The organism is Pseudomonas sp. B21-009, from assembly GCF_024749345.1.
Classification (GTDB): domain Bacteria; phylum Pseudomonadota; class Gammaproteobacteria; order Pseudomonadales; family Pseudomonadaceae; genus Aquipseudomonas.
This window is the reverse complement of sequence record NZ_CP087199.1, coordinates 3,406,606-3,420,098: the sequence shown is the minus strand read 5'-3', so window position 1 is coordinate 3,420,098 and position 13,493 is coordinate 3,406,606. Positions and strand designations below refer to the sequence as shown.

Genomic DNA, 13,493 nt, shown 5'->3' with positions numbered 1-13,493 from the left:
AACTGGTTAAAGTGTCGTTCACCTCTTATTGCTCAAGGTTGTGTTCATGACTGATCTCAGCGCATTCCCGATCACCCGCAAATGGCCGCCCAAACAGCCCGAGCTGCTGCAGCTGTATTCGCTGCCCACACCCAACGGCGTCAAGGTGTCGATCATGCTCGAGGAGATCGGCCTGGCCTACGAGGTGCACAAGGTCAGCTTCGAGAGCAATGACCAGCTCACCCCCGAATTCATCTCCCTGAGCGCCAACAACAAGATCCCGGCGATCCTCGACCCCAACGGCCCGGGCGGCCAGCCGCTTGCGCTGTTCGAGTCCGGGGCGATCCTTATCTACCTGGCGGAAAAAACCGGCAAGCTGCTGCCGGCCGACCCGGCCAAGCGCTACCAGACCCTGCAGTGGCTGATGTTCCAGATGGGCGGCATCGGGCCGATGTTCGGCCAGCTAGGGTTCTTCAACAAGTTCGCCGGCAAGGACTATGAAGACAAGCGCCCGCGTGACCGCTATGTGGCCGAGTCGCGGCGTTTGCTCGGGGTGCTCGACAAGCGTCTTGAAGGGCGCGACTGGGTGATGGACGAGTACAGTATTGCCGACATCGCCATTGTGCCCTGGGTGCGCAACCTGATCGGTTTTTATGAGGCGGGCGAGCTGGTCGGCTTTGACGACTTTGCCAACGTCAAGCGCGTGCTCGCGGCGTTTGTCGCGCGGCCGGCGGTGGAGCGGGGGCTGAAGATCCCTGCTTAGCGCTCAATCGCGGGGCAAGCCCGCTCGCACATACCTGTGGGAGCGGGCTTGCCCCGCGATGACTAAAACACCTGCCGAAACACCCAGTACAACCCCCCGGCCAGCACAATCGCCGCCGGCAAGGTCAGCACCCAGGCCATCAGCAGGTTGAACAGGGTGCGCATCTGCAAGCCCGAGCCATTGGCAACCATGCTCCCGGCCACCCCGGACGACAGCACGTGGGTGGTCGATACCGGCAGCCCGTACATGTCCGCCGCGCCAATGGTGCACATCGCCACCAGCTCCGCCGAGGCGCCCTGGGCGTAGGTCAGGTGGGTCTTGCCGATCTTCTCGCCGACGGTCACCACGATGCGCCGCCAGCCGACCATGGTCCCCAGCCCCAGGGCGATGGCCACGGCGATCTTCACCCACAACGGAATGTAGCGGGTGGCGCTGTCGATCTGTTGCTTGAACAGCTGCACCTTGGCCCGGGTATCGGCATCGAACCGCGCCAGCTGGTGCTTGTCGATCAGGCGGATGGCCTCGGAGGTCAGGTACATGTCGTTGCGCACGTTGGCCATGGCCTCAGCGGGCACCCGGTTGAGCGAACCGTAGCCTTTGACTTCGCTGCCGATCATCCCGGCCAGCGCCGCCAGGGCCGGCAGCAGTTCGTCGCTGGCCTGTGGCTGGCGGATGAAGGCGCTGAGGGTCTGTCGTGAGTCCGCCGGCGCTGCTTGCGGGGCACTGCGCTGCAAAGCCTGCTGGGTGACCTCGGCGACGGCGGCGAACTGCAGCGACTGGTCGGCCGGCATGGTCCGGTTCAGGGCATAGGCCATGGGCAGGGTGCCGACCAGGATCAGCATGATCAGGCCCATGCCTTTTTGCCCGTCGTTGGAGCCATGGGCGAACGACACCCCGGTGCAGGTGAGGATCAACAGCCCGCGAATCCACCAGGGCGGCGGCGTGTTGCCGACCGGCGCCTGGTACAGCTCGCGGCGCTTGACCAGCATGCGCAGGGCCAGCAGCAATAGCGCCGCGCAGGTAAAGCCCACCAGCGGCGAGAGCAGCAGCGAATAGCCGACCTTGCTGGCCTGGGCCCAGTCCACGCCGCTGGTGCCGTCGCGCCCGTGCATCAGTGCGTTGGCGATACCAACGCCGATGATCGAGCCGATCAAGGTATGCGAGGACGAAGCCGGCAGGCCCAGCCACCAGGTGCCCAGGTTCCAGATGATCGCCGACAGCAGCAGGGCGAACACCATCGAGAAGCCGGCCGAGGAGCCAACCTGCAAAATCAGCTCCACCGGCAGCAAGGCGATGATGCCGAAGGCCACCGCGCCGCTGGACAGCAGCACGCCAAGAAAGTTGAAACAGCCGGACCACACCACGGCCACCGACGGCGGCAACGAATGGGTGTAGATCACCGTGGCGACGGCGTTGGCGGTGTCGTGAAAACCGTTGACGAACTCGAAGCCCAGGGCAATCAGCAACGCCAGGCCGAGCAGCAGGAAGGGGGTCCAGGTGGTGACGACGGTGCCGGTGGCGTCGATGTCGCGCAACACGCTCCAGGCGGTATATACAAGGCCGGCCACCAGCAGGCCGAAAAACAGGGTCAGGGTGGTACGGCCGGGTTTGTGATCCAGACGTGGGCGTGGATCGTGGTTGGCCAGCGATGGGCTGCCAGCCAGGGTCGGGGTGGTCATGATGACGGGTCCGGGTTACCAGAAAGGGTCTAGCCTTGCCCGGCCATGATAAAAACAATCGGTGACAGCACCGTGACCTCGGTCAAGGAAAGTCCTAGGATCAAGGGACCTGCCGATGGAGGGTAACGATGATCCGCTGCAAACGCGTTTATGACCCGCAGGACGCTGCCGATGGCCAGCGGGTGCTGGTCGACCGCCTGTGGCCGCGCAACACGCGCAAGGACCAGCTGCAGGCCCTGTGGCTGCCGCAGGTGGCGCCGTCAACGGCGTTGCGCCAGGCGTTTCATCAGGGTGAAGTGGACTTTGCCGGCTTTGCCCAGCGTTATCGCCAGGAACTGACGGCGCAGCCGGCGCACTGGTGGAAACTGCTGGGCATGGCCGGGCAGGGCGATCTGACCTTGCTGTATGCCGGCAGGGACACCGGGCACAACAATGCCACGGTGCTCGCGCAATGGCTTGAGGATGAGCTGGAGCGCCAAGGGCCGGGGAGTTCGCCGGTGTGTTATGCCGACGAGTTCAAACCTTGACCCGCGAAGAGAACCACTATGACTGTGCAACTGACCCCCGCCAGCGACCAGCACCGCACCTTCGCCCGCGACCTCACCCGGCGGGCCATGCTGCCCTATTACTGCGAGTTCGACCTGCTCTGGCAGGAAGAAGCCTTCGACCAGGCCTGGGGGTGGCGCGAGCAATGGCTGATCAGCGACGCCGAACAGCCGCTGGGTTACTTCAGCCTCAGCCAGGACCGCCAGGCCCTGTTCATCCGTGAACTGCACCTGCTCGAAGGTTTTCGCGGCCGCGGCATCGGCAGTTGGGTATTAACGCAACTGGCCGACTGGACCGGCCAACGGCACTTGCCGCTGCTGCGCCTGATGGTGTTCAGGAGCAACCCGGCACGCTTGCTGTACCTGCGCGAGGGCTTTGTCTGCGTCGGCGAAGACGAGTGCTTTTTGCGCATGCAGCGGGCGATCACTTAGCTCGACCCGTACTACGCAGCCCTGGCGTTGGGTCGCCTCAAGCAGCAGGCCCTGCACCGGCAACAGGTCGCCAATCAGCAGGTTCTGCAAAATCGGCTTGCCCTCGAAGGTATTCGGCCCCAGCACCACCCGCTGCACACCCTCGACCCGCACCACCGCCTTGCCGACCTTGCCCAGGGTGTTGCCGCTCAAGGTCAGGGGGCCGGCCAGCGGCGTGGCATTGCGCAGGCTGACGGCGTATTCCGGGCTGTTGCCGATGCGGTTGCCGATCAGGCTGACGGCGCCGACCTCGCTGGCATCCACGGCGCTGCCCTGGCTGTTGCCGATCAGGTTGTCGCTGATCAGCAGCGGTGCGGCTGCGCTCGGCGTCAGGTTGCGCAGCTGGATGCCGTTGCCCCGGCTATCGCCAATCAAGTTGCCGCTCAGTAGCAGGGCACCCTGTTGCTCGCTGACTTCGATGGCCGCCTTGTGCGCGCCAAGGATCAGGTTGTGCTCGATACGTGCGCGGGTCTGGCCGCGCAGGCGGATGCCGCTGTTGTTGTCGATGCCGCGTAGCTGGTTATTGCGTACCACGACCTGGCTGTCGCGCACGTCGATGGCGTACTGCTGGGACTGGCCGAACTGGCTGTTGTCGATCTGCGCCTGGCTGTGTTGCAGCTCTACCGCGCTGGACAGTTCATTGAACTGGCTGTCGCGGATGATCAGCGTGGCCGGGCGGGTAGAGGCTGCCTGCTGGCTGCTCAGGGCGGTGCTCAGGCCGCGCGAGAGGTTGGCGTTGTAGCCCAGGCGGTTGAGGGTCGAGCCGATCACCTGGGTGTGGCTACCGGCCCAGGCCACCACGAACGGCCGCCAGGCGCGCTCGGTGCTGCCGGGCTTGTCGCCGGCGACGCTCTCCAGGCGCGACTGGTTCAGGCCCAGCCAGCCCTGGTTGATCAGCGCCGTGCCGGAGTAGCTGTACAGGTACAGGCTGGTGCCTTCGAGCAACAGGCCGCCGTCGCTGGCGATCACCAGCGGGTAGCTGAGCAGGTAGCCGTCCTTGTAGCGCTTGATGATCTTGGGGTCGTTGAGGGCATCGTGCAGTTGCGCCAGGCTGATGCTGCCGCCGCGCACCATTACCGCTTGCGGGTGATGCGCCTGGTAGCCGGCGATGGCGCGGAACAGGCCGTTATTGACGAACGGCTCGAACGGCCAGCTGCCGACCTGGGAGGAGAACATCGGTTGCAGGCTGATACTGGCGCGGCCGGCCGGGCGCGGGCGTTCGCTGACCTGCAGTTGCACGGCCTGGCTGACCTGTTGCCGCAACTGCTGCAGGTCGCGCTGGTGTTCGGCGCTGTCTACCGCGCTCAGTGTTTGCTGCAGCGGCAAGCTCTGGCTGGCAGCCTGGGCCACGGCGCTGAACAACAGCGCCAGGCAGGAAAGGGTAAGCGGGCGGGCAAGCATGGCCATGACGGTTCGTCCTTGGGTTACGGCAGTGTGGGATAGAACGGCTTGAGCGGGCCGCCGATCTGGCTGTAGTTGTCGACCTCGCCATCCTCGCTGTCATACAGCTGGCGGGCCAGGCGGTTACCCGGGGCGCGCTGCAGGAAGGGGATCAGCCAGGCCAGTTTGTACGGGGCGACGTCGCTCTGCGATTTGCCCTTGAGCTCGGGCAGGCCGTCGGGATCGAGGATGCTGCGGGCGGCGAAGTTGGCCAGCAGCTCCAGGGTCTGCTGATCGTCGCTGCTCCACGGCAGGTCGTTGGCCCGCGCCGACTCGGCCAGCAACACCAGCGGCACCAGGGCATACTGGCTGTAGGTGGCGGCCAGTTTGCTGCGCGCCACTTCCAGCGGCAGGTAGGCGTAGCTGCCGTCAGCGGACTTCACCGCCTGCTGCAGGCCGCGGCGCAGGTTGCCGTCGGCCCACTGGATGAAGTCGTCGCGCTGCACCAGCATGCCGGTCGCCGCCACCGCCCAGGCCGCCCAGTAGTCGTGGTTGTTGAACCAGGTAAAGCCCGGGGTGCGGCGCGGCTGGTACTCGGCGATGATGCGCTCGCCCAACTGGTTGAACCAGGCCTTCTGCGTCGGCGACAGTTGCAGCTTGGCGTCGCTGGCGGCCTGGGTCATCAGCACGGTCGAGGCCATGGCCGCCACCGCCCATTTGCGCGCGGCCATGCCGGTGCTGCTGGCGTCGGGGTTGAGCAGCGCACCGGCCTCGGCCCAGCGTTCCAGCCACTGGTCCTGGCAAGCCAGGGCCATGTTCGCTTCCTGCGGATTCTTCGCCCGCTGGAAGCGCTTGCTGGCGTAGATCAGGCCGCCGATGAACTGTTTGACCTGCTTGCCGATCTGTTCGCTGTTGGCGTCCGGGCTGCTGCGCAGGGTCGACTTGCTGGCGTCGCGCTGGTCGTACTTGCTTTGTAGCTGCAGGCTGCCGGTGTAGGGCGGCGGTGCTTGTTTGCTGCAGCTCAAGGTGCGGTAGTCGGCGATCATCGCCGATTGCGCGGTGGCCCGCGGTGGCCAGATCGAGCTGGCCGCCAGGCTGTCGGCCAACTGCAGGCTGGCGCACAGGCCCAGGCCCAGCGCGGTCCAGGTCTTTACAGGCATACGCGGGTTTCCACTTGGGTGGCGGCGGTGCCGGGCTGGGTCGGCTCCATGAACACCGACAGCAGGTTGGCCCCGGCAAATTCCTTGGCCCGGCTCAGCTCAAGGTAGTACTGGCCGCCGCTAACCACCGCCTCGCGGCGAAACCAGACCTTGTCGCGGGCGCCGTTGTCGTAATAGACGATCACGTAGAAATCCTTGACGTTCTTGTCGCTGATGCGGATATCGAGAAAGCCCTGGCCGTTGCCGAGGTGCTTGCGGTTTTCGCCTGCGTTGCTGAGCAGTTCGATGCGCTCGTTGACCCGCAGCGGCGGGCGCTCTACCCGGTTGGCCAGGACTTCGGTCGACACCGGGCAACCGCCTTTGATCGCCGGGATCAGCTGGCGGTACATCTGCTCGGATTCCAGCTGGTAGTTGGCCGGCAGTTCCCAGATGATCAGCTTCGGCGGTGCCTTGGGCTTGTAGTTCTCTGACAGCAGGTATTCGAGCAGCGAGCCGTCCTGGCCGACGCCGGGCAGGGCGTAGTTGAGGATGTCGACCTCAAGGTACTGCTTGAGGTAGCCGTCGAAGTTGAACTGCTTGCTCTCGTCTTCACGGGCGGCGGCGTTACTGTCGCCAACCAGGATCACCTCTGGGTCCGGCGCGTCGTCGAACAGCGCATCGGCACCAGCGGCCTCGGGGATGGTCTGGTAGCCGCGCACGTACTGGAAACCGTAGTTGTTGCCGCAGATATAGCTCAGCGCCAGGTTCAGGGTGCCGTCCTTGGGCACCATGACCCCGGGTTCGGTGCGGTAGCTTTTTTTGCTCAGGTCGGTGTAGAACGGCTGGCGACGGATTTCTTCGGCAACCAGCCGCGCCGTAGCTTGGGCACCGGCCGGGGTCCAGTGGTGGTCACGGCGAAAGAAGAACTCGCCCTTGGGCGGGGTGTGCACCAGTTGCATCAACGGCGGCACCACCGCGCCACCGGCGCGCAATTGCTGCAGGTAATTTTCCAGGTTACCGCTGGCGCGGGCAAAGTCGAAACCATGCAGCTTGTCGGCGTAAAGCTTGTCGCGGTGCATCAGGCCACGGGTCGGTTGCACCGCCATGGCCACATGGATGCCCTGTTGGCGAAAAGCGGCCATCAAGCGCGCAAACTCCGGGCGCATGGGCGCCGGGATGCCGAAGTCGTTGGTCAGGTCGACCGCCGAGCGGAACAGCCAGCGGTCCTTGGCCGGGACGATTTCGCGCATCAGCTTCATGCGCCCTTCGGCGTAATTCTGCGGGTTGCTCAGGCCCGGGCAGACCATGCACTCAAGGCTCGTGCAACCGGCCTTGGCGGGCTCTGCGGCCACGCTCGGGGCGCTCAGCAGAGGGCCCAGCAGCGCCGCCAGGCCAAGGGGAAGAATGCGCTTCATGATCACTCGCTCGGGTCGATGCTGTTGGCCAGGCTCATGCTCTGGTAGCCGGCGCCCTTGGGCAGCAGCACATAGCTGTAGGAGCGGCCCTTTTTCAGGAACAGTTCGTCGAACTGGGCAACGTTCTGCTCATCGACGTAGGCGGCAAAGCCGATCTTGATCTCGTTGACCATGCGGCTGCCGGTCTGGTCCTTGCCCAGCGGGTCGACGATCACGTGCTTGCCATCGACGGTTTTCAGCGCTGCCTGGGCCGGGGTCAGGTTGTAGAAGGCGACCTGGGCCTTCTTCGGCTCGTTGACGTACTTGTCGGCGATCAGGGTCAGCTTGCTGCCATCAAAGACTACGGTGCTGGCGGCGTTGGCCTTGAGCTGCGGCTCGATGGCGGTGCCGCCGACGGCGATCTTGTGCGCGCCGGCCGGGGTGAAGCGGTAGCCGCTGAGCTGGCCGGCGGCGACCCGTTGCGCGGTGATCTTGCCGCTCATGGTCACATCGATGTTGCTGCCGGACAGGTTGAGCACGCGCACGAAGGCCGAGTCGGCCGGGGCTACGGCGTCATAGAGGTCGGCGTTGCCTTCGGCGGCATGAACGGCGGCGCTGCCCAGCAGCAGGGCGGAAGTGGCGAGCAGGCGTTGCAGTGCAGTGTTCATCAGTCTCTCCTTAGAAATGTTGGGTCTGGCCGGGGCGGCTCAGCGAGCCGAGGCGGTGGGCGAGCAGGGTGCGCAGGGGGAATTCCCAGACCACGGTGTCGATCTCGGGGTTGCTCAGTTGGTCGCTGGCAAGGAACTGGCTCATGGCCTCGAACGGCCCGCGGGCTTCCACCGACACGCTCAGCAGGTCGCGGTTGAGTGCCTCCTTGAGAAAGCCGACGAAGTTCCAGTCATCGATCTTGCTGTAGCTGGTACCCACCAGCATCAGGCTCTGGGTTTCGCTGGCGAACAGGTCGCTGGCGCTCTGTTCGGCCTTGAGGGTTTCGTACAGGGCGATCTGGTTGGGGCCGAACTGCGGCGCCAGTTGCGCGTGGTTGAACTGGATGTAGTTCATCAGGTCGCCCTTGACCGTCTTGTCGGCGACTTTGTGCGACAGGTAACGCTGGTCACCGAGCAGTTCCGGGTGCTGGCGGGCCAGCTCGTAGGCACTCAGGCGCGCGCCTTGCGGGCTCCAGTGGGTGTCGGACTTGAGGAACAGCTCGGGGCCGGCAAGGTTGGCCAGAAATGCCGAGCGCAACGGCGTGACGGCAATCTCCTGCGCCTGCAGGCGCTCGACGAAACGGTCGTAGAGGCTGATCGCCCGTGGGTCGACGGCGCGCTCGGTGTGCGCGGAATACACGTCGACTTTCATCGGCAGCGGCAGCACGATCAGGCGCTTGTTGTGGGCCTTGAGCTGCTGCTCGACCTCGGCGATCTGCTTGAGCTGGCCGTCGAGGTTGGCCTCAAGGTTGTTCGGCACGCGGTATTCCTGGTTGGTGTAGAGCCAGCCGTCCTTGCCCAGCACCACGCCCTTGGTGCCTTCGTCGAACAGCCGGTACTGGGCGTTGGCCCACAGCTCGACCGACGGCTCACGGAGGAAGAAGCGCTTGTCGTAGACCTGCTCGAATTTGCGCAGCAGCTTGCCGTCGACGAACAGGTTCCAGGCGTCGGTCTGGTTGCGGGCAAAACTGAACACCGGGGGCAGCGAGTAGACGAACATGCCCGCCAGCAGGACGCCGAAGGCAATGCCGTTGACCTTGCTGGCCGAATTCATTACCGGGTACATGGCGGTCTCCTAGAACTGAAAGTACAGAAAGGGCGAGAACGAATGCGCCGCCAGGCTGCTCAGCGCCAGGGCAAAGCCGGCCCACAGCAGCAGGGCCTTGAGGCCGCCGACATGGCGCATGAAGTACTGCTCCTTGTTGCCGGCGTAGAAGCGCACGTTGTTGCTGCCGGCCAGCACCAGCCAGCACAGGGCAATGGCGGCGAACGACATGGCCATCTTCGAGGCGCCAAGCACGTACAGGTCCAGCGAACCGAGGCCGTTGAGGCCGAACAGCGCCTGGTAGATGTCGATGCTGTGGCGCAGGTCGTTGGTGAAGAACAGCGGCATGCTCAGGATGATCAGCACGAAGGTGCGCAGGTTGCGGCCCAGGTGATAGGGCGTGGTGATCTTGGTCGCCAGGTTGAATTTGCGCTCGATGACCATGCCCAAGCCAAAGAACAGCCCCCAGCAGATGAAGGCGAAGCTGGCGCCGTGCCACAGCCCTGACAGCAGCATGGTGTAGACCAGCGCCGGCAGCGCCCCGGCGATGCGCTTGCGCACCAGCGGCATGTACACGTAGTCGCGCAGAAAGTGCGCCAGGGTCATGTGCCAGCGCGCCCAGAACTCGGTGATGCTCTGCGACACATACGGCTGGTTGAAGTTTTCCGGAAAACGGAAACCCATCATCAAGGCCAGGCCCAGGGCCATGTGGCTGTAGCCGGCGAAGTCGAAGTACAGCTGCAGGGTCGAGACCACCAGGCCGAACCAGGCATCGCTCAATTGCAGGGTGCCTTCGCTGATGAACAGCACGTTGATCGGCGCCAGCTGGTCGGCGATCAGCACCTTCATGATGAAGCCGAGCATGAACCGGCACACGCCCAGCGAGAACAGCTCCAGCGAATGGGTGCGCTGGCGCAGCTGCGGTGCCAGCTGGCTGTAGCGCAGGATCGGGCCGGCCACCAGGTGCGGGAACAGCGCGACGAAGGCGGCGAAGTCGATGAAGTTGTTGGTCGGCGTGGCGTCCTTGCGGTAGATGTCGACGATGTAGCTCAGGGCATGGAACACATAGAAGGAGATACCCAGCGGCAGGAAAATCGTCTCCAGGGTGAAGGTGTTGATGCCCAGCGGCGCGAGCAGGGCGGCCAGCACCTCGGCGCCGAAATTGGCGTACTTGAAGTAGCCCAGGGTCGACAGGTTGCCGATGATGCCGATCCATAGCAGGCGGAACGCCCAGCGCTTGTCGCCGGCATCCAGGCGCGCCTTGATGCGCAGGCCGAACCAGTAGTTCCAGTAGGTGATGGCGACGAACAGCAGCAAAAAGTCCGGCCGCCACCAGGCATAGAAGATGTAGCTGGCGGCGACGATCACCGTCGAACGCCACGGCGCCCGGGCGAGGAAGTACACGGCCAGGAACAACGGCAGGTAGAGGAACAGGAAGACGTTGGAGGCGAAGATCATCTCGGGTTCCGTCCTTAGTAGCTGACCACGACGCCGAAGGTCAGCTGGTAGTCATCACCACTGTCCAGGGCGTTGCCGGCGTTGAGGTAGCTGGCGCTGACCAGGGCGTTGACGTCCAGGTGCTTGCCGTCGATGGCCACCGGAAACATCTTCCAGTAGTAGTTGAGGTCGAGCATCTGCCCGACGTCCTTGCCGCCGCCGTGGTTGCCCTGGGCAATGGCGCGGTTGCGCTCGCTGCGCTGGTCGCCTTCAAGGCGAATCGGCAGGGTGCCGTTGGCATCGCGCAGCTTCAGTTCGGTGAGGCGAAAATCCAGGGCGCTGCGCGGTGTCGGGTTGGTTTCCAGGGCGATGCCGTAGTAGCTCAGATTGCGCAGGTCGAGGCTGACGAAAGAGCTGGCCAGGCGCGTGCTGTAGCTGCCCTGGCGGGTGATGCGGTCGGACTGGATGGCATTCAGGCGAAAGCCGTCGTTGTCGTTGCTCGGCTTGTCGGTCAGGCCGCCGCGCAGGGCCACCCGTGGTGTCCATGGCAGGTCGTGGAAGCGCTTGCCGATTTCGCCCAGGGCCGCCCAGCCGCTGGCGTTGTGGCCGCTGCTGGTGAGGCCGTTGACATCGGTGTTGTCGACCTTGCCGTCCAGGCCCGCGAGTTCCAGGTGGTAGTCGCTGAACAGCGGCGTCAGGTCAAGATCGTCAGCCTTGAAGAACAGCCCGTAGCGCATGCCCTTGAAGTCGTAGCGGTCCTCGGCGTCGTGGCCGCTGTGGTCGTTCTCGTGCATCAGGCGCACGCCGGCCCAGTTGTGCTCGCTCCAGCGGTAGGCGTACTCGCCCATCAGGTAGGTGGTGCGCTCCTCGCTGTCGGCCAGGCGATTGACGTCGCTGTTGTAGTTGTAGAACTTCTGCGCCACGGCGACAAAGCCACGGGAGAAGGTGTCGTTGTAGTTGAAACGCAGCGACTCGATGCTGTCGTCCCACCAGATGCCGTAATCGTCGAAATAGCGCTGGCGCCCGGCCGACAGCGAAAAACGCGGGTCGTCGCCGAGCAGGTTGCGTTTCACATACAGCTCGCGCAGTTCGGCGTACCAGCCTTCGGGCTGTTCGCGGTCGAGGTTGTTGGCGTTTTCGTTCTGCACGCTGGCCGACTCGCTGGAGTCGTAGTTAAGCCACAGGCGGCCATAGACCATCCACTTGGCCCAGCGTTTTTCCGGCGAGTACCAGGCGAACGACGGCTCGTAGCGCAAGCTGTAGAACATCTCGCGGCTGCGGCCGACTTCGGAGTTTTCCGGGCCGTAGCCGGTTTGTACGGTGAGCTTGTTGAAAAACTCCGAGGTGATCACCGGCTCGCTGCCATCGGCGACCCGCACCGGCTCGCTGCTGTCGGCCTCGGGGCCGGTGACTTCTTCCAGGGCGTGCGCCGGGTACAGCGGTGCCAGGGCCAGCAGGGCGCCGAACAGGGTGTGGTGGGCTTTCACAGGGTTGCCTCCTTCAACAGATCGTTGCGTGCCGCCAGGGCGCGCGCGATGTCATCCTTTTTCAGGGTCTTTTCCAGGCGCGTGACCAGGCTGCGGGCACCGTTCTCGCCCAGCGCCAGGGCCACCTGGGCATAGGTGTAGGCCTTGACCGGGTCATGGCAGATGGCACGGCCGTAAGCGTGCAGGGTGGCCATGCGGTACCAGGCGGCGGTGGAGCCGGCCCGGGCCTGGGCCTGGAAGATCTGCAGGGCCTTGTCCTGGTCGGGCTGGTCGGCCACGCCCTTGCTGTAGTACTCGGCCAGCAGCAGCTCGGCGTCGGGGTAGCGGCTGGCAACCAGCTCGTCGATCAGCGCGCGGGCCTTGTCCGGGTCCAGGGTCAGCCAGTTGTTGACCATGTAGAACGAGGCCTGCAGCGCCTTGGCCCGGGTCGCTTCGCGGGTCCGCACCTGGTCGATCAGCGCCTGGGTCTCTTCGGCGTTGTGCTCGGTGGGGTTGGAAATCATAAAGTTGGCCTTGGACACCATCGCCGGCACGAAGCCGCGCTCGACGGCGTTGTCACGCCAGCGATGGGCTTCGCCGCGGGCGAGGTCCAGGGCATCGCTGCGCTGTTTCTCCAGGGCCAGTTGCGCGGCGTCCGGCTGCACCCGCGCCGGGCCCATGGCACTGGCCTGGCGCTGGTAGCGGTCGGCTTCCTGCTCGGCGCGCTGCACGCTGTTGATGCTGTCGAGCAGCGAGCCGATGCGGTGCACGATTTCAACCGCCAGGGTCGGGCGCAGCGCTTCGAGGCTGCGGGCAAAGGCCGGGAAGGTGCGGTCCTGGTCATCGCCGAGAAAGCGGTAGTAGCGGTCGATCGCCCGCACATCGACGCGCACTGCCTGCTGGTACCAGCGCTCGGCGCCGGCGCGGTCGCCCTGGCGCTCGGCCAGCACCGCCTGGTACAGCTCGGGACGGCAGTTGAGCAGGCACGACTGTTGGTACAGCGCCAGCAACTGCGCCGCCTGTTCGCTGGAGACCAGCTGCGGGTAGACCAGGAATACCTCCAGGGTGGTGCTGGCATTGCGCGGGTCGAGGGTCGCCGGGTAACGCGTCAGGGCCTGGGCCATCCACTGCTGCTGGCCCTTTTGCAGGCTCGGGGTGCGGTCCAGCAGACGCGCCAGCGAGGCCAGCGCCGGCACTTGGCCGCGGCCGTCGGCAAACGCCTCCTTGTACAGGGCGATGACGTCTGCGCGGCTGGCGCCATCGCTGTTGGCCAGCACATCACCGAGCAGCAGCTTGGACGCCAGGTCACCGCGCTCGGCCAGGATGCGCAGGTCGGCACTGACATTGGCGCTCGGATCCTTGTACAGCGCGTAGCGGATCTGCTCCAGGCTTTGCCCGGCCAGGGCATTACCGGCACAGGCCAGGCCAAAGCCTGCCAGCAGCAGGCGGGAGGGCGTCTTCGCATTCATTGCCTATTCCTTCCTTGGG

11 protein-coding genes and 1 pseudogene are annotated in these 13,493 nt (G+C 65.0%); 3 read left to right on the top strand and 9 right to left on the bottom strand.

The window, feature by feature from the left end; translation table 11 throughout:
• The first annotated feature begins 46 nt into the window (after nucleotides 1–46).
• Nucleotides 47–742 carry a glutathione S-transferase N-terminal domain-containing protein gene (locus LOY34_RS15470; protein WP_195884401.1) on the top strand — a complete coding sequence of 232 codons (696 nt, stop codon included), beginning with the start codon at nucleotides 47–49 and terminating at the stop codon, nucleotides 740–742.
• A 62-nt stretch (nucleotides 743–804) separates the two neighbouring features.
• Here LOY34_RS15470 and LOY34_RS15465 read toward each other — a convergent pair whose 3' ends face one another.
• Nucleotides 805–2,421 (bottom strand): inorganic phosphate transporter, encoded by a 1,617-nt coding sequence (locus tag LOY34_RS15465; protein WP_258663486.1) that lies wholly within the window; start codon nucleotides 2,419–2,421, stop codon nucleotides 805–807.
• A 128-nt stretch (nucleotides 2,422–2,549) separates the two neighbouring features.
• Between LOY34_RS15465 and LOY34_RS15460 the strand changes: the two genes are divergently transcribed.
• Nucleotides 2,550–2,948, top strand: coding sequence for a DUF488 domain-containing protein (locus LOY34_RS15460; RefSeq protein WP_195884400.1), 399 nt, complete (start codon nucleotides 2,550–2,552; stop codon nucleotides 2,946–2,948).
• A gap of 18 nt (nucleotides 2,949–2,966) precedes the next feature.
• Nucleotides 2,967–3,398 carry a GNAT family N-acetyltransferase gene (locus LOY34_RS15455; RefSeq protein WP_195884399.1) on the top strand — a complete coding sequence of 144 codons (432 nt, stop codon included), beginning with the start codon at nucleotides 2,967–2,969 and terminating at the stop codon, nucleotides 3,396–3,398.
• Nucleotides 3,399–3,635: 237 nt separating this feature from the next.
• Here the strand turns inward: LOY34_RS15455 and LOY34_RS15450 are convergent.
• The 8 genes and pseudogenes from LOY34_RS15450 to LOY34_RS15415 form a co-directional block, all read right to left on the bottom strand.
• Nucleotides 3,636–4,511 (bottom strand): annotated as a pseudogene (locus LOY34_RS15450) (right-handed parallel beta-helix repeat-containing protein); the annotation flags it as partial.
• A gap of 350 nt (nucleotides 4,512–4,861) precedes the next feature.
• Entirely contained in the window at nucleotides 4,862–5,977 is a 1,116-nt protein-coding gene (locus LOY34_RS15445; protein WP_195884398.1) for a polysaccharide lyase, read from the bottom strand.
• Nucleotides 5,968–7,371 (bottom strand): alginate O-acetyltransferase AlgX-related protein, encoded by a 1,404-nt coding sequence (locus LOY34_RS15440; protein WP_195884397.1) that lies wholly within the window; start codon nucleotides 7,369–7,371, stop codon nucleotides 5,968–5,970. Before LOY34_RS15440 ends, LOY34_RS15445 begins: the two co-directional genes overlap by 10 nt.
• A 2-nt stretch (nucleotides 7,372–7,373) precedes the next feature.
• Nucleotides 7,374–8,018 carry an alginate O-acetyltransferase AlgF gene (locus LOY34_RS15435; protein ID WP_195884396.1) on the bottom strand — a complete coding sequence of 215 codons (645 nt, stop codon included), beginning with the start codon at nucleotides 8,016–8,018 and terminating at the stop codon, nucleotides 7,374–7,376.
• 10 nt (nucleotides 8,019–8,028) lie between these two features.
• Complete coding sequence (locus tag LOY34_RS15430) at nucleotides 8,029–9,123, bottom strand: alginate O-acetyltransferase (RefSeq protein WP_195884395.1); 1,095 nt, start codon at nucleotides 9,121–9,123, stop codon at nucleotides 8,029–8,031.
• A 9-nt stretch (nucleotides 9,124–9,132) separates the two neighbouring features.
• Nucleotides 9,133–10,560 (bottom strand): MBOAT family protein, encoded by a 1,428-nt coding sequence (locus tag LOY34_RS15425; RefSeq protein WP_045194019.1) that lies wholly within the window; start codon nucleotides 10,558–10,560, stop codon nucleotides 9,133–9,135.
• Between the two features lie 14 nt (nucleotides 10,561–10,574).
• Nucleotides 10,575–12,026, bottom strand: a complete 1,452-nt coding sequence (locus LOY34_RS15420; RefSeq protein WP_045194018.1) for an alginate export family protein — start codon at nucleotides 12,024–12,026, stop codon at nucleotides 10,575–10,577.
• Nucleotides 12,023–13,474 (bottom strand): sel1 repeat family protein, encoded by a 1,452-nt coding sequence (locus LOY34_RS15415; RefSeq protein WP_195884394.1) that lies wholly within the window; start codon nucleotides 13,472–13,474, stop codon nucleotides 12,023–12,025. Before LOY34_RS15415 ends, LOY34_RS15420 begins: the two co-directional genes overlap by 4 nt.
• Nucleotides 13,475–13,493: the final 19 nt, after the last annotated feature.